Genomic DNA, 19,512 nt, shown 5'->3' on the forward strand with positions numbered 1-19,512 from the left:
AGGGCTCTCCGTTCAGCCTTGAAGCAGCGGATCGAGCTTGCCGGCGGCCTCAAGCGCGGCTAGATCGTCGGAGCCGCCGACATGGCGGCCGTCAATGAAAATCTGCGGCACGGTCGTGCGTCCGTGGGCGCGCTGGATCATTTCCGCGCGCTGGGGGCCGCCCATGCTGATGTCATATTCCTCGAACTCCGCGCCCTTCGATGCCAGCAGCGCCTTCGCGCGCGTGCAATAGCCGCAGAGCAATTTTGTATAGATCTCGATCTTCGCCATTCGTCGATGCTTTCCTTCTTCCCCGAGGTGAGTTCGACGCGCGGCAAAGTCAATATTCCTCATTGAGCACGCGCGCCCAGCACAGCACGATCACGCGCGCCGCGCCCGCGCGCTTGAGCACAGCGGCACAGGCGTTGGCAGTCGCGCCGCTCGTATGGACGTCATCTACCAGCCATATGGTCTTACCCGCCAGGCAACCGCGTTCGCGCGACGGAACCGCAAAGGCTCCGCGCACCGCCTTGGCGCGCGCGCGGGCGCCGAGCCCCCGCAGCACCGGCGTCGCTCGCTTGCGTAACAGCGTGTCCGTCGACAAGCGCACGCCCGTTCTCCGCGCCAGAGCGCGCGCGATCAGCGCCGACTGATTATAGCCGCGCCACCAGAGCCGCCAGCGATGGAGCGGTACCGGAATCAGCAGATCGTGGCCCTCGGACTCCAGATGTCGCTGCAACAGGCTCGCAATCATTTCCGCCATCGCCGGCCGCGATCCGTATTTGAGTTTCAGGACGATACGCCGTGCGGTTTCGCCATAGGCAACGGCAGCGCGCACCCCGTCATGCGCAGGCGGCTCCGCCAGACAGCGACCACAAAGCAGGCCTTCCTGCCACGCATCCGCGACGGGTGCTCCGCAACCCGCGCAACCGCTGCCCGTCAGAAATTCCAACCCGCCCCAGCAATCGAGGCAGAAGCGAAGATCGCCCTCAACCACGACTCCGCAGCCTGGGCAGCGCGGTGGAAGCGCAAAATCGGCCACCGATCGCCAAAGGAGCAGCCCCACCCTCATGGCGCTCTTGTCCAACGCGTCGCGGCAATGCACAAGCCGCCTCGTGCAACCGCCCGAAATCTTCGACCGTGCGCTGCGTCGTCTGCGCCGCGACCGAGCCGCCTCCCACTTTGCCGCGCATGATTTTTTGCGGGCGCACATGATCGAGGAGATTCTTGACCGACTCGACAGCGTCAAGCGCAGCTTCACCCGCGCGCTCGATCTGGGGGCCTGTGACGGCGCGCTGGGCAAGGCGCTAAGAGCGCGCGGCATCGAGGTAGTCTCTGCCGACCCCGGTCGCGCGTTCGCGGACGCGCTTGGCGGTGTGCAATGCGACGAGGATCGCCTGCCCTTCGCAGACTCCAGCTTCGACCTCATCGTGCAGGCGGGCGGGCTTGAAAGCGTCAACGACGTCCCCGGCGCGCTGACGCTCGCACGCCGCGCGCTTATGCCTGACGGGCTCTATCTCGGTGCGCTTGTAGGTAGTGGCAGTCTGCCGGCGCTCAAGGCGGCTATGCTCGCGGCCGACATGGACGTGGGCGACGCTGTCCACGCGCGCACCCATCCGCAGATAGACGTACGCGCGGCGGGAGATCTTCTCTCGCGCGCAGGATTTGCGCTTCCTGTTGCCGATACGGCGCGACTGACCGTGCGCTATCGCGACGTGTTCAGACTTTTCACCGATCTGAGGGGGATGGCGGCGACCAATTTGTTGCGGGGCGAACGCTCACCGATCACGCGGCGGTGGCTTGCAGCGGCTACGCAGGCTTTCGCGAAGGGCGCAGATGCCGACGGCAAAATCTCCGAGCATTTCGAGATTGTCTGCCTGACCGGCTGGAGCCCGTCGCCCGACCAGCCCAAGGCCGCGCGGCGCGGCAGCGCCACCACGTCGCTCGCTGCGATCCTCAAGCCCGGCGGGTGAGCGTTCAAACCAGCGCTTCGAGCAAGCCGATCAGCGGTTTGTCCGCAGGCGGCATGTCGAGCGCATGAAGTTCGACCGGTCTGACCCATTTTATCCCGTCGGAGTCGAGCGCGGCAGGGATCCCCTTCCACTTGCGACAGACATAGAGCAAAAGGATCAGGTGCCGGTCGCCCAGCGCTTCGCTCGCAAAGCCCGCCGGGGCAAGGCACGCTGCCTCGGTTTCGATCCCCAGTTCCTCGCGCAACTCTCGAATCAGCGCATGTTCGGGGGTTTCATCGGGTTCGACCTTGCCCCCGGGAAATTCCCACAGCCCGGCCATGCTGCGATGGCGACTGCGTTGCTGCACCAGCACCCTGCCATCACGATCGACAAGCGCCGCTGCGGTTACAAACAGAAAATCCATGCGGGGCCCCTTCGAGAAACTAGCAATTTGTTAACGGCTAAAGCCGCATAACCCGATATTCCAGGGAACAGGAATATCGAGATGAAGCGAATTCTGGAGAAATTCGCCAGTCTAACCGCGGATAGCGGGGCGGCCACGGCGGTCGAATATGGTCTTATCGTGTCGTTGATCGTGATTGCGATGATCGGCGCGCTCAATGGTGTGGCATCACGGACCAACGAGATCTGGAATTTCGTCTCCAATACCGCCGCATCGGTGATGTAGCTGCGCGCCGCATTTCGGTGCCGCAATATTACTTGCTCCGTTTACGCTTTGGCAAGTTTCATTCCGTAAACCAGCAGTGTCGATCCAGTAAATCCCGGGTCGACCGGGAAAGTGAAGTTGGAACCAAGGAGACCGGTTATGAAATTCTTCAAGAAGATGCTCCGCGACAACAAGGCCGCGACTGCCATCGAATATGGCCTGATCGCCGCCCTCATCGCAGTTGCTGGTGTCACCGCGTTCAACACGCTGGGTGAGCAGATCGGCACCACGATGAATAACGCATCGGCCGCGATGATCACCTCTTAATTTCCTATCTCGTTGTTTCGACGACGATTGGAATACTGGCGGGCGGAGACCAAGTCTCCGCCCGCTTTCCATTTGCCTGATCAATAAGTAACAATCTTGACCCGCTGACCGGGATTAAGCCGCGAATTAGCCTGCAGCGCGTTGAGTATCATGAATCGTTCGAGGCGATAGTCGGGATACGCCATACGCGCGGCAAAGGTCTGGGGCGTCTGCCCCGCCTGTACCGTCACCACCTGCACGCGCCGCGGCTTGATCGCACTCGCTTCAGCCGCGTTCAGCCTCCGCACGCTCCGGTACATGGTGTTGAATATCCCGGGGTTGCTGACCGGTGTGATTGCAACAAAGTGATAGGCGGTGCGTGGGTCAAACTGATAGGCGAACACTGTCACCGCGACCTCGCCCGACTGGGTGTTCGCTCGCGCGATCGCATAGGCCGCGTCGAGGCCGTTGACCTGGGTCCGCTGGATCTGCCCATAGCCGATATTGCCGCTTTGACCGCCCAGCCCGCGAAACACCGAATCAATATAAGAGTCGAGGCTTCCATTAAGCGCGCCGCCTGAAAACTGCGCCTGGCCATTCGAACCGCTGACGGAAACAGCCGTCGTCCCGTTGGCCATGGAATAGCCCTGCGGCACGGTGAACATCAGCTTCAGATCGGGATGCCGAAAGCTGTTGCCGTCTACGATGCCCTGCCGCGGATCATCATCATACAACACTCCGTTGAGCGCGGTCAGAAAGGCGTCGCGATTGCGAGCCCCGCCCGTGGCGCCTGTCTTGCGTGCCTGATTGAGCGCGCGCGTCACGCGGCTTGCCGGATCGGGATGGGTGCTCGCCCATTCGGGAAGCGTCCTCGCCGCCCCACCGCGCTGGCGCGATTCAAGCGCAGTTTGAGCCGCAAGCGACGCAAGCATGGAAGAGGACGCCGCAGGATCATAGCCCGCGCGCACCAGATACTGGATGCCGAGGTCGTCGGCCTCATATTCCTGGCTTCGCGAGAAGCTCAGCGTCGCGAGTTGCGCGGCTTGTCCCACACCCTGTTGTAGCAACTGGCCCAGACCCGAACTGCCCGCCACCGCACCGACCAGCACCTGGCCCAATACGCCGAGGATCGTGTTGCGCGTCGCAGCGCTCTGACGCTTGGCTGAATGCCTCGCGGCGACGTGTCCAACTTCGTGGCCCAGCACTGAAGCGAGCTCGGCCTCGTCGTTCATCAGCGCCATCAACTGCCGCGTGACGTAGACATAGCCACCGGGGATCGCGAATGCGTTGTTGACCGGCGAGTTGAGCAGCGTGATCGTGAAATCGCTCTGGCTGTTCGACAGCCCCGATTGCACCGCGATCTTCTGACCCACGCGCGTCACATAGGGCACCGGGCTGCCCGAATAGGCGCCACCAAACTCCTGCAACAATTCCGGGTGCGCCTGCGCGCCTTGCTGCTTGTCACGCGCTGAAATGGATTGCGGCTGCTGTGCTGTGCCTGGCAACGCAAGGCTCGCGCAGGCCAGAAGCGCTGCCGCCTGAAACATCCTCGTCGTCACGCAACCTCCTTGTTCAAAGGCTTCCCTCTTTCACGACTCAACGGCCGGAAATCGAGACGGTTCCGTAACTTGTTGTTTCAGATCGTGCCGATCGCCAGAAATTTCTCACGGCGCGCGCGGCGAACGTCGTCGCGCGAAAGCGCCTTAAGCGAATCGAGTTCCTCTCCGATTGCGCCTCCCAGCGCCGCAATCGCGGCGGCGGGGTCGCGGTGCGCGCCCCCTACGGGTTCGGGCACGATCCGGTCGATGACGCCAAGCCGGTGAAGATCCGCCGCCGTAACGCGCATCGCGTCGGCGGCATCGCTCGCCTTTTCGGCGGTGCGCCACAGGATGGAAGCACAGCCCTCGGGCGAGATGACCGCATAGACCGCATGCTCGAACATCAGCACACGATTGGCGGCCGCCAGCGCCACCGCGCCCCCCGACCCGCCTTCACCGACGACCGCAGCGACCATCGGCACGCCCAGTTCGAGGCACTTTTCAGTCGATCGCGCGATGGCTTCTGCCTGGCCGCGCTCCTCGGCTTGCACGCCGGGGAACGCGCCCGACGTGTCGACCAGCGTGACGACAGGGATACCGAAACGGTCGGCAAGCTCCATCAGGCGGATCGCCTTGCGATAGCCCTCGGGCTTGCCCATGCCGAAATTGTGCTTGAGCCGGCTGGCCGTGTCGTCACCCTTCTCGTGGCCGATCACCATGACGCGCCGGCCACCCAGCCGACCCAACCCGCCGATGATCGCCTGATCGTCGGCAAAGGCGCGGTCGCCCGCGAGCGGCATGAAATCTTCAAACAGTCCCGCAACATAATGCTTGAAATGCGGCCGCTCGGGGTGACGTGCGACCTGCGTCTTCTGCCACGGCGTCAGCCTGGCATATGTCTCGTGAAGCAGCTTGTCGGCTTTCGCCTGAAGCCGCGCAACGTCGCCCTCAATATCGACTGCGCCTGTCTGTGCGGTTTCCCGCAGATCGGCAATGCGCGATTCGAGCTCGGCGATCGGTTTTTCAAAGTCGAGAAAGCTAACCATCGGCACGCGGGTTAAGCGCGTGTCTCGCCGTCGTCAACGCGTGCCTTGGACCTTGATCGTTTCGGCCCTGTCGGCCCGGCACGTGAATCAAGGTCCCGACATTTGAAACGAGCCTGATTCACGCTTGCGGCGCAAGCGATCAGGCTCGATCGGCGAGCGGATGACGGCTGTTGACCAGCTCGACGAGCCTCCTGCTGTCGACATGCGTGTAGATCTGCGTGGTCGCGATATCGGCGTGGCCTAGCATGGCCTGCAACGCGCGCAGATCGGCGCCGCCTTCCAGAAGATGCGTGGCAAAGGCATGTCGCAGCACGTGCGGGCTTATTCGTTCGGGCGGAATGCCCGCGCGTGCGCCGAGCGCCCGGATGAGTTGATAAAGCCTGATTCGGCTGAGATGGGACTTGCCCGATGGGAACAGCCATCGGGAATCGGTGGGCACGAACGCCGCCCAATCCGCCACCGCCCGTCTGGCGCGGTCGGAAATAGGCACAAGCCGCTCGCGGTCGCCCTTGCCTCGGAGGATCAGGAACGGCCTGTCGGGCGTAATCGCCTTTCGCGGCAGCGAAACCAGCTCGGTCGCGCGAAGCCCCGATCCGTAGAGAAGCTCGATCAGCGCGGCCAGGCGATAATCGAGCTGTGCCGGATGGGCGCACGCGAGCGCGGCGTCGATTTCGGCGAAGATGCGCTCGACATCGCCGTGCGTCAGCACCTTGGGTAGCGGCCGCTGTGTCGCGGGTCGCGGCAATGCGCCCGACGGATCGTCGCTGCGTAACCCCTCATCAACCAGAAAGCCGTAGAACCGCCGGAGCGCGGCCGCCTTGCGCGCCGCGGTGGATTGCGCCAGCGACATCCAGTTCCCGGCGAGCCGCCCCAGCGCCGCCGCATCGGCATCGCCGAGTCCGTCGCGCAGAAACGCCGATGCCCCGCGCAAATCCGTACCATAAGCGAGCAGCGTGTTGCGTGCCGCCCCCGTCTCGGCCGCCAGCATTTCCAGGAAGCGGTCGATCAGCGCCGAATCCTGCCCGGCTGACACGGCTATACCCGCGTCAACGCTTCTGCGGCGATCATCCGCGCCTCGGGTTCGAGACCGACGCGGCGCAGCGCCGAGACAATCCGATAGAGATGCGCGGGGGGCACATAACGCCAGTCGACCGTCTGCATGCCCAGCGCCGCGAGCAGCACCACCGTGCCCGGCTGCCGGGCCTCGACCGCGCGCTCGAGCAGGGTACTCCATTTGCTGCCCCGCGCCAGGTCGAATTCGAGTTCGCCCGCAAGCGCTGAAGCCTCTTCGCCGCTCAACCGGCCTAGGCCCGCAAGTCCCGCCACAAGGAACTGCCCCTTGAGCGAATCCACGCTCGTCGCATAGCTTTCCGCGCGCGCCGCGCTCACGGTAACACCGGGCCGCGGCGACCCGACCGCGAGCAGCGCCCAGGCATCTCCCTCCTCGGCGTCCTCAACCGCGCTCGACCAACGCGATGCACCGCGATCGAAGCCCGCGGTGAACATTGCTCCGATCAGGCTCGGGGTATCCGCGACATAGTCGGGATCGACCGGCACGCGTGCCGCCGCGCGCGCGGTGAGGATGAGGTTGGCGTAGCGTTCGACACCGTCGTCGCTATCGCCCCAGATGTCGCGCAGCGCCGCAAGCCGCGCGTCGACATCCTCGCCTGCATAGGCTTCGCGCAAGGCAAGCGGTGGCGTCCCTGCGCTGTCGGCAGGATCCATCCGGTCGAGCACCGCGCCATAGAGGTCGACCAGCGCTGCGCCCGACAACACGCCCAACACCGCCGCACGGCGTCCGGTCGCGATCCGGTCGCCGTCCGGCAGCATAGACGCGCGCGCGCGCCAGCCCGCAACCTGCCGCCCCGCGGTCTGGAAAAGACGTGCGGGTATTTCGACATTGGTCGCGGTCGCAAGGCCGTATCGCCACGTCGTAAGCTGCTCGACCCCATCCCATTCGATCGTCACCGAGCGCCGGCCATCAACCCCTGCGCCCACGACCTTCTCGGCGAGCAGCAGGTCGATCGAACGCCTCCCGCCAAGCCGCGTACGGCGCGCATCCTCGATCGCCGCGCTCGCAGTGCCCGGTTCACCGGACAAGGCTGCGCACATTGCGCGCGCCAGTATCCAGCCGGTTTCACGGCTGGTGGCCGAAGCCGGCTCGACCAGCGGGCACAGCCCGGCGGGATCGCCAAGCGCGAGCGAGGTCTGCATTGCCACTTGAAAAAGCTTGGGCGAATATTGGCTGACATCGGCGCTCTGGACGAGCAGCCGGGCCGAATCGGCTTCACCCATTCTGAGCAGCAGCCATGCACGCTCGGCGATCCAGTCGGGTGCCGAAACGCCGCTCGGCGCTGGGACGTTCGACAGCAGCGTGCGACGGAGCAGAATCGACGCCCAGCGCGAAGGCAGGGGTGCATCCAGACGGCGCATCATCTGCGACAGCGCAGCGCCGTCGGCCGCACCAAAGGCGCCCTGCCCCAGTCCGCCATCGACATCGTGCAAGGGCCCCACACTGCCCAGCGGACGCACCGGCGCCGAAGGCATCGCAAAGCCGATCAATGCTTCCTCGTCGTCCTCCTCGCCCTCCTCGGCTTCGACGAGCGGAGACACCGGCACAGTGAGCGGTTCCGAAGGGCGAGCGGTATCCGCGGGCCGTTGGCTGGGCGGCGGGGGCGGAGGCGCGGTGACCGGATCGCCAAAGCCTTCAGGCAGTAGCGATTCGGGTGCTTCCTGGCCGATCGCGGGAATCGCCGCGAGCAACCCGGCGCCCGCCAGTGCGAGCGCTATGCGCGAAACCTTATTGTCCCAGAGTCTCATTCGCTACCGGCTTTTCGACGCGCGTCTGCGGTTTTTCGCTGGCGAGCGTGGAGAGGAAATAGAGCGCGCCACCGATGATGACGAGCAGGATGATCAGGTTCCGGATGAGACGCGACATGGCTTTCCTATGCTGTGGCAAGTTCCGGGCGGCAAGAGCGTAGCGATATTTCGTGTGCTTTTGCCCCATGGCCATGGCTTGTGTATAGCCCCGCCGCCATGCACGCCGAGCCCGTCCGCATCCTGTCGAACCCCATGCCACCGATCGTGCTGGTCGGGCTGATGGGCGTGGGCAAGTCGACCGTGGGCAAACGGCTCGCCAGCCGCCTCGATATTCCCTTCGTCGATGCCGATCAGGAAATCGAAACGGCCGCAGACCTCACGATAAGCGAGATTTTCGAACGTTATGGCGAAGCGCATTTCCGCGACGGTGAACGCCGCGTCATCGCGCGCCTGATCGATGGCTCGCCCAAGGTCATCGCGACCGGCGGGGGCGCATTCATGCAGGAGGAGACGCGGACGCTGATTCTCGAGCGCGCGCTCGCCATTTGGCTCGACGCTGACATTCCCGTGCTCGCGCAGCGTGTCGGGCGCCGCGACACGCGCCCGCTCCTGCGCGACAAGGATCCGGAAGTCGTCCTCGCCGAGCTCGCCGCGATACGCAATCCGATCTACGCGCTCGCACCGATTCATGTCCGCAGCCAGCCATCGCCGCACGACATCACCGTAGACCGAATCCTCAATGCCTTGCGCGAAAGGGCCCTTATCCAGTGACCATCGTGCCCGTTGCGCTCGGTTCGCGCAGTTATGACGTTCATATCGAGGACGGCGCTCTCGACCGCGCCGGGACGCTGCTCGCGCCATGGCTCAAGCGCGGACGCGCCGTCATAGTCACCGATGCCAACGTGGCGCGCGCCCAGCTTCCCCGGCTGCAGGCGGCGCTGTCCGGCACTGAGCAGCACGTCATCACGCTCGATCCCGGCGAAGCAACCAAGAGCTGGGCTGAGCTCGAGGCGCTGACCGACAGGCTGCTCGATCTGGAGGTCGAGCGCGGCGATTATGTGCTCGCGCTTGGCGGGGGCGTGATTGGTGATCTCGTCGGCTTCGCGGCAGCGATTCTCAAACGCGGATGCGGCTTCGTCCAGGTGCCTACGACCCTGCTTGCTCAGGTCGACAGTTCGGTGGGCGGCAAGACCGCGATCAACAGCCGCGCGGGCAAGAACCTGATCGGCGCTTTCCATCAACCCGGCTTCGTGCTGATTGACCCCAGCGTGCTCAATACGCTGCCAGCGCGCGAGCAGCGCGCCGGCTATGCCGAGGTCGTCAAATACGGCCTGATCAACGATTTCGCCTTCTTCGAATGGTGCGAAGCCAATGGCGCCGCGCTGCTCGCCGGAGATGGCGTCGCGCGCGCGCACGCGATTGCAACGAGCGTCGCCGCCAAAGCGGGGATCGTGGCGGCCGATGAACGCGAAACCGCCGATCTGCGCGCGCTGCTTAACCTCGGTCACACCTTCGGCCATGCGCTGGAGGCGGACACGGGCTTTTCGGACCGCCTGCTTCACGGCGAAGCGGTCGCGGCCGGCATGGCGCTCGCCTTCCGCTTCTCGGCCGAACGCGGGCTTTGTTCGGCGCAAGATGCAGAACGCGCGTCGGCGCATCTCGCGGCATCGGGACTGCCCGATGGCCTGAAGGCTGCGGGCGTGAGCGCGAGCGGAGAGGCGCTCGTTGCACACATGCTCCACGACAAGAAGATGGCGGGCGGCACCCTGTCCTTCATCCTCGCGCGCGGGATTGGCGAATCCTTCGTCGACAAATCGGTCGCGCTCGCCGACGTCGCCGCCTTCCTCAACCGCGAAGAACGGGCATAACCCGTTAGATCGGGATCAGTGCTCCTGCGAAAGCAGGAGCCCATCCGTCCGGCCTTGCAGTAATTTCATAGGCTCCGGGTCAAGCCCGGAGCGCAAATATGAATCAGGTTTCGCACGAGACTCTAAATCAGCAGCGAAACGCGATCCAGGCCAGCCATAGCCAGCCAAGAATCATCAGCGTCCCGCCGATCGGCGTGATCGCGCCGAACCAGCGCGGCGCGCCAAAAGCCATCAGATAGAGCGTTAGCGCGAAGATCGCGCCTCCGGCGATAAAGAGGATCGCGGGGCCTTTCGCGCCGATGCGCTCGACGATGGCAAGCGCCGCAACCGCGTGGATTAACTGGTAAGAAGCGCCGGTCTTCAGCCACTCGGCAGCCTGCTCCGATGCGCCGTGCGCCGCGAAAGCCCCTGCGGCCACCGCCAGAGCGCCCGAAAGGCCGATCAGAACAAGCAACATCAGCCGCACTCCCCGCGATTCATCGGACTTCCCGGCCGGAACATCATTTCCTTGGCCGCATAAAGGTCTCCCGCTTCGGCCTGCTTTTCCATGCGGGCGATGTCGCGACGGCGATATTCGCGCTCGACCTCAGCGATCTCGTCGGCGGGCACCGCCAGTTCCTCGAGCGCGTGGATCCCCATCATCACCGCCGATTCGTAGACCTCGCGCACCGTGCCCGCGACATTAACCTTGGAATATTCGATGAGCTGACGCCGGTCATAGGCGCGCATCAGGAAGCGCGCGTGAGGAAAGGCCTGGACGATTGTCCGCAAGTGCGCGCCATCGAGCGAGCGGTCATCGATGCAGAAGATGATGATCTTGGCCTGCTCCGCTCCCGCACGGCGCAGCAGATCTATCCGGCGCCCATCGCCATAATAGACCTTGAGCCCGAAGGTGCTCGACAGCTCGATCTGGCTGGGCTTTCGGTCGATCAGCGTGACCGAGACGTTGCGCGCCATCAGCATCTGCGCGACCGTCTGCCCGAATCGCCCATAGCCGATCACCAGCGCGCGCGCCTGCTCGGCTGCCTCGGGGCCTTCCAGTCCATCGATGCTTGCCTGCTCCTTGCCACGTTCAAAGCGCCGCGCGATCGCGAGCAGGAAGGGCGTGGTTGCCATCGAAAGCGTGACGACCGCGCTGAACAGGCTCGCGGCTTCAGGTTCGATCAGCAGCGCGTCCTGTGCCTGCGTAAAAAGCACGAAGCCGAACTCGCCGCCCTGACTCAACAGAAGCCCGAGGCTGAATGCCTGCCGCGTCTCGAACCCGAAGGCGCGCGCGATCGCGAAGATCACGCCCGTCTTGAGCACCACCAGCGCCGCCGCCATGCCCACCACGAATAGCGGATTTGCAAGCACCGCCTGCACGTCGAGCACCATGCCGACCGCAAGGAAGAACAGGCCGAGCAGGATCGAGCGGAACGGCTCGACGTCAGCCTCGATTTCGTGCCGATAGGGCGAATCGGCGAGCATCACACCCGCGATGAACGCGCCGAGCGCGGTCGACAGATGCAGCGCCTCCATCAACGCCGCGCTCGCCAGCACCGTGAACAACCCGACGACGACGAACAGTTCGCGTTCGCCCAGCCGTCCGACAAGCTTGAGCAGCGGACTGAGGATGAAGCGCCCTGCCAGTACAAGTCCCGCGATCGCGCCGACCGTGTAAACCGCGAGCAGCCAGCCCGGCGGGACGCTCGGATCGGCCGGTGCGCGTGAAAGCGCGGCAATGATTGTGATCAGCGGGATGATCGACAGGTCCTGAAACAGGAGGATCGAGAATGCGCGCTCGCCGAATGCGGTGTTGATCCGTCCCGAGGATTTGAGCGAGGGCAGAACCTGCGCGGTCGAGGACAGCGCCAGCGGCAGGCCGAGCGCGAGCGCGGCACCCGACGTGAAGCCGGTCACGACAAAGATCATCGCGGTGATCGCGAGTCCGCACAGCACGACCTGCGCGAGTCCGAGCCCGAATATCTCGCGCCTTAGCCGCCAGAGCCGCGCCAGATTGAGCTCCAGCCCGACGAGAAAAAGCAGCAGCACGATACCGATCTCGGCAATATCCAGCTTGGATTCGCCGCCCCCGACCAGACCCAGGACATGCGGTCCGATGATAACGCCCGCAACCAGATAGCCGAGCACCGCGCCCAGCCCCAACCGGCGAAAAAGCATGACCGAGGCGAGCGCAGCGCCTAACAGCACCACCCCCTCGGTCAGCAGAAATCGGGCGCCCTCGGCCTCTTCGATCACTGCGCCTTCTCCCCGGCCAGCCGCACCGCTTCCGCAACCGCCTCAAATGCCAGCCTGATCGATGCGTGACGCGCGGTGTGCGGCAGCGCTGGCAGGAAAATGTCGAGCCCGGGCCAATCGCCGGGATCCGGGCGCTCCCCGGCGAGAAAAGCAGTGAGCGCGTCTCGCGCTGCGGCCAGCTCATCGGCATCGCGCCCGATCGCTTCGGCCGCCATCAGCGACGCTGAGGCCTGCCCCAGCGCGCACGCGCGCACTTCCTGCCCGATTTCCGCGATGCGTCCCGCCTCGTCGAGCACGACGTCAACGGTCACGCGGCTGCCGCATACCGGCGACCGCTTCTCGACGCTCGCCTGTGGGTTCGCGAGCCTTTGGTGGTGCGGGATCGACGCGGCAAGCCTCAGGATCGTGCTGTTGTAGAGCGGCGCGTTCATTCTCCGCTTATAGCGTTTTCGGCGCCCTCGTCAGCCTTGTCGTCCCCCCGCTGATATTCGACGAAATCCACCAGCGCGCGGCCCGAGGCATGGAGCAGCGGGAACGTGCGTGATTCGCGCATCCAGTCGGGCCGTTCGGCGCGCGCTCCGTAGACCACGTCATAGATCAGCGAGGCCGCCAGATAGAGCACAGTCGCGATGATCAGCCCCTTGAGCGCCCCGAAGCCAACACCCAGCAGCCGGTCGAACCCGCCCAGCACCGATTGGCGCGTCCGCTGGCCGATCGCGCGTGCCGCCAGTCTCCCGGCAAGGAAGGTGAGACCGAAGACGAGTGCAAAGCCAAGCACCGTTGCGCCGCCCGTGCCGCCCACCCAACCTGTCAACAGCGCCGTCGCAGGAGCGTGCAGGAATTTGAGCGCGAAGATCGCCGCAACCCACGCGAACAACGAGAGCACCTCGGTGGTGAAGCCCCTCAGGAAGCCCAGGACGGCAGCGCCACCGACGAGCAGCAGGACGACGATATCGAGCGCGGTAAAGGCAGACATCAGGTCCCGCTAATCGCGCCTGAGCATGTGGTCAACGAATTGACGCAGCGTGCGAAATCCCGAAAGCGACAGGCCACCTTTCTCATGCGTCACCGATGCTGGCACCAGCGCGCGCGTAAAGCCCAGTTTCGCCGATTCCTTGAGGCGCAGCGCGCCGTGCGCGACAGGCCGGATCTCGCCCGAAAGCGCTACCTCGCCAAAGGCCACGGCGTCGGCGGGCACCGGCTGCTCGCTCAGCGCCGAAATGAGCGCGGCCGCCACCGCCAGATCAGCGGCGGGGTCCGAAAGCCGATAACCCCCGGCGACGTTCAGATAGACCTCGCATGTCGAAAAGCTCAGCCCGCAACGCGCTTCGAGTACCGCAAGAATCATCGCGAGCCGTCCCGAATCCCAGCCGACTACCGCGCGCCGCGGCGTCGCACCGCTCGCCAGCCGCACCGTCAGCGCCTGGATCTCGACGAGCACGGGCCGCGTGCCCTCGAGCGCAGGAAACACCGTCGAGCCCGTCACCGTCTCGTCACGATGTGTCAGGAATAGCGCAGAAGGATTTGATATTTCAGTCAACCCTTCCTGTTCCATCGCGAATACGCCGATCTCGTCGGTGCCGCCAAAGCGGTTCTTGATCGCACGCAGGATACGATATTGATGGCTGCGTTCGCCCTCGAAGCTGAGCACGGTGTCGACCATATGTTCGAGCACGCGCGGTCCCGCGATCGAGCCGTCCTTTGTCACATGCCCCACGAGCACGAGCGCGGTACCGCGCTCCTTGGCGAAGCGGATCAGCTCCTGTGCCGACGCTCGCACCTGACTCACCGTGCCGGGTGCCCCTTCGATCAGGTCGCTGTGCATCGTCTGGATCGAATCGATCACGAGCAATGCGGGCGGAGCGCCCTGCCCCAGCGTCGTCAGGATATCGCGCACCGAGGTCGCCGCGGCGAGTTGGACGGGCGCTTGCCCCAGTCCCAGCCGTCGTGCACGCAACCGCACCTGATCCGCAGCTTCCTCGCCAGAAACATAGGCAACACCCACGCCATCGCCTGCGAGCTTCGCCGCGGCCTGGAGCAGCAAGGTCGACTTGCCGATCCCTGGATCGCCGCCGATCAGCGTCGCCGACCCCTCGACGAAGCCGCCGCCGAGCGCCCGATCGAGTTCCTTGATTCCCGTCGCGGCGCGATCGGGAAGCTTCACATCGGCATCGAGCCTGACCAGTTCGAAGGCCCGGCCGCCCGACTGGAGGTTATGCTTCGCGGCAAAGGGGGTCACCACCGCACTGGCTTCCTCCACCAGCGTGTTCCATTCGCCGCAGTCGGCGCACTGGCCCTGCCATTTCGACGCAACCGAGCCGCAGGCCTGGCATACATAACGCTTCTGGAGTTTCGCCATGGCGCGACAATTAGCATTGCCACGGAGAGAAGCCACACCATAACGCGTTAGAGACAATCAACCCCAAACGGGAGACGCGATGACGGTCGTCGCCAGCTACAATATCCGCAAGGCCATCGGCACCGACCGCCGTCGTCGTCCCGAACGCACGCTCGAAGTGCTCCGCGAAGTCGATGCCGATATCATCGCGCTTCAGGAGGCGGATCGGCGCTTCGGCACACGCGCAGGCGTAATTCCGCCTCACATGCTCGACGAGCATAGCGATTATAAGGCGGTACCCTTCGACGTTCGTGCGCACAGCATGGGCTGGCATGGCAACGCGATCCTGGTGCGCAAGCGCGCCGAAATTCTTCACCGTGAAGTGATTCACCTGCCCTCGTTAGAGCCCCGTGGTGCTGTGATGGCGGAGATTCGACTGGACGGCCGCGCCATGCGCGTCGTGGGCATGCACCTGGATCTGTCAGGCCTGTGGCGACGGCGTCAGGCGCATGCCGTAATCGCGCATCTGGGGGCGTGCGAACGGAAGTTGCCGACCGTGCTGATGGGCGATCTCAACGAATGGAGCCGGATGAACGGCTGTCTCCACGATTTCGCGCACCATTTCAGCTTCGCGCATTGCGGCAAGAGCTTCCACGCGCGACGCCCGATCGCGACGCTCGACCGGATCATGGTCTCCGACCAGTTCAGGATTTCCGAGGCGGGCACACATCTCAGCGCCACCGCGCGGCACGCCTCGGATCACTTGCCGGTCTGGGCACGCCTCGGGCGCGCCTGATCCGGCTATTGTTTCTGGCCGGTGACCTGGCCCAGAATGTCGTCGAGCGGATTGCCGTCGCCGTCAGCATCAAGCATCGAGGCGAGGCCGCCAAGCCCGCCTGCCTGCGCGCCCGCGCCACCGGCGCCGCCCAACAGCCCGCCGAGCAAACCACCCAGCCCGCCATCGGCACTCGCAGCCGATGCCTGCGCCGCGCCGCCGCCCAGCAGCGACCCAAGCACGCCGCCCGCCAGTCCGCCGAGCATGCCGCCGCCCATCCGCTTGGCCACCTGCTGCGCGACGAGGCCGGCCACGACGGGCAGCATCGCCTTGAGGACGACATCGCTGATCCCGGTTTGCGCTGAGGCATTGGTCGCCACTGCGCGGCTGACCTCCTTGGATCCGAAGATCTGGCCGAGCACCGCGTTGCCGCCATCGGCATCAAGCGCGGGCGCTCCGATCTGGCCGGCGAGCGAACTCAACTGATCGAGCCCCCCTGCCTGCTCGGTCTTCTTCACGCCGCCGAGGACAGCCGGGAGCAGCGCCGATACCGCAACGTCCGCCTGTTCTTCGGACAGGCCAAAACGGCTCGCCAGCGCGCCCATATCGATATTATCGCTCTGGTTGAGAAGTTCGCGCGCAATATCCATCGTCATCCTCCCGATTGTTACGACTGCGAACACATTGCCTGCAACCGGGATATGACGGGCTCAAGTCGCCGGCAGCGCGGTGCGAACAGTTTACAATCGCGCAACGCCTGGAAACGCAATTGGTTCAGGAGCACGATGGTTCGGCCGCCTTCATGAAATGCGCGTCCCACCAGAGCTTCCAGCGCGCCTCCAGTTCGCCAAACGCCGCGTCGGAAAGGCCGTAGGTGGTAAGGATCACCATCCCGCGACCGTCGGGTGACGTCTCGGTCGTCGGTTTGTCGGTCACGATGAGCAACCCGTCGCCCCATTGCGGCACTGTCACACCGCACTGGAAAGGCGTGCGGTGCCAGGCAATCCCGTCAACCTTGTCGCCGCTCGCCAGCTTGGCACGCACAGTATTGCCCGCCGGCGCGCGGCTGTGTTCGGTCAGGCCTAGCGCGGCGATGGGCGCGCTGCCGCCGGGCTTCGCCGCCCCCTCGAGGTAGATCGTCCGCCGCGTTCCCAGGTTGTGCTGTTCCAGCGCCAGACGCAGTTGCTGAACGAAGCTGATCCAGCCCTCGACGATGTCGTCATAGACATTTTCCTCCCCGGCCTCGGCGGCTGTGGCGCGCACGATTCGCAGCAGGCTGGTATCACCCCGCGCCTCCACCTCGAAGCGGTCGGGCATCCCTTTGAAATGCAGGATGCGCGCGGTTTCTTCAGGCCTGACATGCCTGGCGAAGATGAAGTCGATTTCGTCGCTGAGCGTGTCGGCGTCCCAGCCGAACCAGTTGTGGATTTTGGCGGGATCGCGGATTGCCTCCCATACCGCGTCTGCGGGCGCAGCGATTGTCACCTCGACGAGTATGCGATCGCGGGTCGACGGCATTTCGGGCATCGCTCTGCTCCGTCGTGAAGGTCAGTTACCGGCTGACAAACTATTTTATCGATTGTTCGCGGCTCGACAATCCACCTCCCCGCTGCCAGTCTCGCGCCATGCGGGAAAAAGAATTGCGGCTGGCGCTGATCTGTTATGGCGGTATCAGCCTTGCGGTCTACATGCATGGAATCACAAAGGAAATCTGGCGGCTTACGCGGGCCAGCCGGCATTTTCACGACGGCGACGCCCCCGCTGCGGGCAGTCAGGGCGTCTATCACCAGATGCTTCAGGCGATCGAAACCGAGACGGGAACCCGGATGCGAGTGCTCGCGGATATCATCGCGGGCGCGTCGGCGGGCGGGATCAACGGCATCTTCCTTGCGCACGCGCTCGCAACCGGCCAGTCACTCGACCCGCTGACCGATCTCTGGCTCGATTGCGCCGATGTGGACCGGCTGCTCGATCCTGATGCGCGTCCGCTTTCGCGTTTCTCGAAATTCTGGGCGCAGCCGCTGGTCTGGGTCGCGGCGGGCAAGAGCGAAACCGTGGAGCGCACCGTAGAGCCCGGAACGCGCGAGGAAGTACGCGCCAAACTGTCCAGTTTCATCCGCGCGCGCTGGTTCGAGCCGCCCTTTGGCGGCAAGGGCTTCACGGGTCTGCTGCTCGACGCCTTCGAGGCGATGGGCAAGAGCGAGACCGGTCCCGTCCTGCTGCCTGAGGGGCAGCCCCTCGACCTGTTCGTCACGGTCACCGACTTCCACGGCCATCCCGAGCGGCTGAAGCTCAACAGTCCTGCCGAGGTGGTCGAGACCGAGCACAGGCTCGTGCTCGGCTTCTCCACGCGCGCGCAGGGCGTTCCGGGAATCGGCGATGTTGCCGAGCTCGTCTTCGCGGCACGCGCCACCGCCAGCTTTCCGGGGGCGTTCCCGCCCTTTACCGTCGGCGAGCTCGATGGGGTGCTTGCCGATCGCGAGCATGCCTGGCCCGGTCGCGACGCCTTTCTTGCACGCGCGCTGCCCCGGCAAAGCGCTGCGGGCGTCGTCGAAAACACCGCACTCATCGACGGTTCGGTGCTGGCCAACGCGCCCTTCGCGCCCGCGATCGGCGCGCTCCGAAATCGCCCCGCGCGGCGCGAAGTGGATCGCCGTTTTGTCTATATCGATCCCAAGCCGGGCGTGCGCAGCATCCAGCTCCGACGCACCGGCAACGGTGAAAGTTCGCTTCCCGGCTTCTTCGGTACGATCTTCGGTGCTCTGTCGGATCTGCCGCGCACGCAACCCATTCGCGACAATCTCGAAGCGATTGAGAGCCGTTCCTCGCGTATCCGGCGGATGCGCACGATCGTCGAGGCGCTAAGGCCAGAGGTCGAGGAATCGATCGAATCGCTGTTCGGCATCACGCTCTTTCTCGATCGCCCCACCGCCGCGCGGCTCGCCGGGTGGCGCGCCAAAGCACAGGACAAAGCAGCGCGCTCGGCGGGACATGCCTATCCGGCCTATGGTCACCTCAAGCTGTCGGGGGTGATCGAGGAGGTCGCCGCGATGCTCTTCGCGCTTTCGACGCACAGCGGCAGCCATGCACGCGAAGAGGCGCGACGCGCGATCTGGGGTGCCGCACGCGCAGGCAGTCTCGATCGCGTGACCGGCCGCGGCAACGGCGCGACCGAGCCCGTCATAGACTTTTTCCGCGCGCACGATCTGGGCTTTCGAATTCGTCGCCTGCGCTTCCTCGCGCGGCGTCTGTCGGAATTGTCCGAGGCAGTGGATGCGCCGCTGGTCGCACTCGATGCGATGAGCAAGGTGACCTATGAATGCCTCGCGCTCTATCTCGATCGCGAAATACTCGACTTCTACGGCCTGGCGGTCCGCGAGGCCGCAACCGCCACATCCGAAGCACCGCAGGCCGCAATGGATGCGCTCGGCGCCGCGCGCAACCTGCGCGCGATCGACCAGATAACCGACGAGCGCATCGCCGAGGCGCTGGCCCAACTTCCCAAGGCCGAACGCCGCGTGATGCTGCTGACCTATCTGGGCTTTCCCTATTACGACATCGCCACGCTGCCGCTGCTCCAGGGCGAGGGACTCGACGAGTTCGATCCGGTAAAGGTCGACCGGATTTCGCCTGACGATGCCGCCACGATCCGTGCCGGTGGTGCGGAAGCCACGCTCAAGGGCATCCAGTTCAACAGCTTCGGCGCCTTTTTCAGCCGCGCATACCGTGAAAACGACTATCTCTGGGGGCGTCTGCACGGCGCGGACCGGCTGATCGACATTCTTGTGTCCAGCCTGCCGACCGGCAAATCGCTCGGCGCAGGCGCCGTCGCCGCGATCAAACACGCCGCCTTCGTTGCGATTCTCGACGAAGAGGAGCCTCGCCTGACGACTATCCCCGAACTCTTTAGGGATCTGCGGCAGGAGATTGGGACCGATCCCTTGGCAAGCACCGCCCAAACGGCTTAGTGTTGTAGTCACGCAAC

The 19,512-nt window shown here is 64.9% G+C and carries 22 protein-coding genes; 7 read left to right on the forward strand and 15 right to left on the reverse strand.

The annotated features are described in order from the left end of the window. Nucleotides 1-12: 12 nt before the first annotated feature. The gene (gene grxC / locus D3876_RS01135) at nt 13-270 is read right to left on the reverse strand and encodes a glutaredoxin 3 (RefSeq protein ID WP_119759301.1); all 258 of its coding nucleotides are present in this window, start codon (nt 268-270) and stop codon (nt 13-15) included. Nucleotides 271-319: 49 nt separating this feature from the next. Continuing rightward, nucleotides 320-1,051, reverse strand: a complete 732-nt coding sequence (locus D3876_RS01140) for a ComF family protein (protein ID WP_119759302.1) — start codon at nt 1,049-1,051, stop codon at nt 320-322. On the opposite strand from D3876_RS01140, the gene D3876_RS01145 reads away from it, so the two are divergent. Further along, the gene (locus D3876_RS01145; protein WP_119759303.1) at nt 1,050-1,952 is read left to right on the forward strand and encodes a class I SAM-dependent methyltransferase; all 903 of its coding nucleotides are present in this window, start codon (nt 1,050-1,052) and stop codon (nt 1,950-1,952) included. The genes D3876_RS01140 and D3876_RS01145 overlap by 2 nt on opposite strands. Before the next feature lie 4 nt (nt 1,953-1,956). Here D3876_RS01145 and D3876_RS01150 read toward each other — a convergent pair whose 3' ends face one another. Then, nucleotides 1,957-2,355 (reverse strand): (deoxy)nucleoside triphosphate pyrophosphohydrolase, encoded by a 399-nt coding sequence (locus tag D3876_RS01150; RefSeq protein ID WP_119759304.1) that lies wholly within the window; start codon nt 2,353-2,355, stop codon nt 1,957-1,959. A gap of 81 nt (nt 2,356-2,436) precedes the next feature. Between D3876_RS01150 and D3876_RS01155 the strand changes: the two genes are divergently transcribed. Both D3876_RS01155 and D3876_RS01160 read left to right on the forward strand, forming a co-directional pair. Then, entirely contained in the window at nt 2,437-2,619 is a 183-nt protein-coding gene (locus D3876_RS01155; protein ID WP_119759305.1) for a Flp family type IVb pilin, read from the forward strand. Nucleotides 2,620-2,757: 138 nt separating this feature from the next. Then, nucleotides 2,758-2,925 carry a Flp family type IVb pilin gene (locus tag D3876_RS01160; protein WP_119759306.1) on the forward strand — a complete coding sequence of 56 codons (168 nt, stop codon included), beginning with the start codon at nt 2,758-2,760 and terminating at the stop codon, nt 2,923-2,925. An 80-nt stretch (nt 2,926-3,005) separates the two neighbouring features. Here the strand turns inward: D3876_RS01160 and D3876_RS01165 are convergent, their stop codons facing one another. The 5 genes from D3876_RS01165 to D3876_RS20330 all read right to left on the reverse strand — a co-directional run bounded on the left by D3876_RS01165 (nt 3,006) and on the right by D3876_RS20330 (nt 8,426). Continuing rightward, nucleotides 3,006-4,451 (reverse strand): M48 family metalloprotease, encoded by a 1,446-nt coding sequence (locus D3876_RS01165; protein WP_119759307.1) that lies wholly within the window; start codon nt 4,449-4,451, stop codon nt 3,006-3,008. Between the two features lie 89 nt (nt 4,452-4,540). Further along, nucleotides 4,541-5,488, reverse strand: a complete 948-nt coding sequence (locus tag D3876_RS01170; protein WP_119759308.1) for an acetyl-CoA carboxylase carboxyltransferase subunit alpha — start codon at nt 5,486-5,488, stop codon at nt 4,541-4,543. Between the two features lie 139 nt (nt 5,489-5,627). Next, nucleotides 5,628-6,521, reverse strand: a complete 894-nt coding sequence (locus D3876_RS01175; protein WP_274378918.1) for a tyrosine-type recombinase/integrase — start codon at nt 6,519-6,521, stop codon at nt 5,628-5,630. A gap of 2 nt (nt 6,522-6,523) precedes the next feature. Next, nucleotides 6,524-8,308 carry a hypothetical protein gene (locus D3876_RS01180; RefSeq protein ID WP_238475181.1) on the reverse strand — a complete coding sequence of 595 codons (1,785 nt, stop codon included), beginning with the start codon at nt 8,306-8,308 and terminating at the stop codon, nt 6,524-6,526. Beyond that, complete coding sequence (locus tag D3876_RS20330) at nt 8,289-8,426, reverse strand: hypothetical protein (protein WP_182911828.1); 138 nt, start codon at nt 8,424-8,426, stop codon at nt 8,289-8,291. Before D3876_RS20330 ends, D3876_RS01180 begins: the two co-directional genes overlap by 20 nt. 98 nt (nt 8,427-8,524) lie before the next feature. Between D3876_RS20330 and D3876_RS01185 the strand changes: the two genes are divergently transcribed. Together D3876_RS01185 and aroB are read left to right on the forward strand one after the other, a co-directional pair. Next, a complete protein-coding gene (locus tag D3876_RS01185) occupies nt 8,525-9,079 on the forward strand; it encodes a shikimate kinase (RefSeq protein ID WP_119759309.1) in 555 nt (184 codons plus the stop codon). Continuing rightward, nucleotides 9,076-10,176, forward strand: coding sequence for a 3-dehydroquinate synthase (aroB, locus tag D3876_RS01190; RefSeq protein ID WP_119759310.1), 1,101 nt, complete (start codon nt 9,076-9,078; stop codon nt 10,174-10,176). The genes D3876_RS01185 and aroB overlap by 4 nt, the downstream gene beginning before the upstream one ends. Nucleotides 10,177-10,303: 127 nt before the next feature. Here the strand turns inward: aroB and D3876_RS01195 are convergent, their stop codons facing one another. From D3876_RS01195 to radA, 5 genes are read right to left on the reverse strand one after another with little or no spacing between them, the layout of a single operon-like run. After that, complete coding sequence (locus tag D3876_RS01195) at nt 10,304-10,633, reverse strand: DUF423 domain-containing protein (RefSeq protein WP_119760869.1); 330 nt, start codon at nt 10,631-10,633, stop codon at nt 10,304-10,306. Further along, a complete protein-coding gene (locus D3876_RS01200; RefSeq protein WP_420801943.1) occupies nt 10,633-12,411 on the reverse strand; it encodes a cation:proton antiporter domain-containing protein in 1,779 nt (592 codons plus the stop codon). Before D3876_RS01200 ends, D3876_RS01195 begins: the two co-directional genes overlap by 1 nt. Continuing rightward, complete coding sequence (locus D3876_RS01205) at nt 12,411-12,845, reverse strand: iron-sulfur cluster assembly scaffold protein (protein ID WP_119759311.1); 435 nt, start codon at nt 12,843-12,845, stop codon at nt 12,411-12,413. The genes D3876_RS01200 and D3876_RS01205 overlap by 1 nt, the downstream gene beginning before the upstream one ends. Then, a complete protein-coding gene (locus D3876_RS01210) occupies nt 12,842-13,390 on the reverse strand; it encodes a CvpA family protein (protein WP_119759312.1) in 549 nt (182 codons plus the stop codon). The genes D3876_RS01205 and D3876_RS01210 overlap by 4 nt, the downstream gene beginning before the upstream one ends. A 9-nt stretch (nt 13,391-13,399) precedes the next feature. After that, nucleotides 13,400-14,773: a DNA repair protein RadA gene (radA, locus tag D3876_RS01215; protein ID WP_119759313.1), complete on the reverse strand. Its 1,374-nt coding sequence runs from the start codon at nt 14,771-14,773 to the stop codon at nt 13,400-13,402. A gap of 79 nt (nt 14,774-14,852) precedes the next feature. Here radA and D3876_RS01220 point away from each other — a divergent pair, with 79 nt between their 5' ends. Further along, nucleotides 14,853-15,548 carry an endonuclease/exonuclease/phosphatase family protein gene (locus D3876_RS01220; RefSeq protein WP_119759314.1) on the forward strand — a complete coding sequence of 232 codons (696 nt, stop codon included), beginning with the start codon at nt 14,853-14,855 and terminating at the stop codon, nt 15,546-15,548. Nucleotides 15,549-15,553: 5 nt separating this feature from the next. On the opposite strand, the gene D3876_RS20985 is transcribed toward D3876_RS01220, so the two are convergent. Beyond that, complete coding sequence (locus tag D3876_RS20985) at nt 15,554-16,177, reverse strand: DUF937 domain-containing protein (RefSeq protein WP_119760872.1); 624 nt, start codon at nt 16,175-16,177, stop codon at nt 15,554-15,556. A gap of 124 nt (nt 16,178-16,301) precedes the next feature. Then, a complete protein-coding gene (locus tag D3876_RS01230) occupies nt 16,302-17,054 on the reverse strand; it encodes an SRPBCC family protein (RefSeq protein WP_119759315.1) in 753 nt (250 codons plus the stop codon). Between the two features lie 98 nt (nt 17,055-17,152). On the opposite strand from D3876_RS01230, the gene D3876_RS01235 reads away from it, so the two are divergent. Beyond that, on the forward strand, nt 17,153-19,495 hold the full coding sequence (locus D3876_RS01235) for a patatin-like protein (protein WP_119759316.1): 2,343 nt from the start codon (nt 17,153-17,155) through the stop codon (nt 19,493-19,495). Nucleotides 19,496-19,512 lie beyond the last annotated feature (17 nt).

The organism is Sphingomonas cavernae (assembly GCF_003590775.1).
Taxonomy (GTDB): domain Bacteria; phylum Pseudomonadota; class Alphaproteobacteria; order Sphingomonadales; family Sphingomonadaceae; genus Sphingobium_A; species Sphingobium_A cavernae.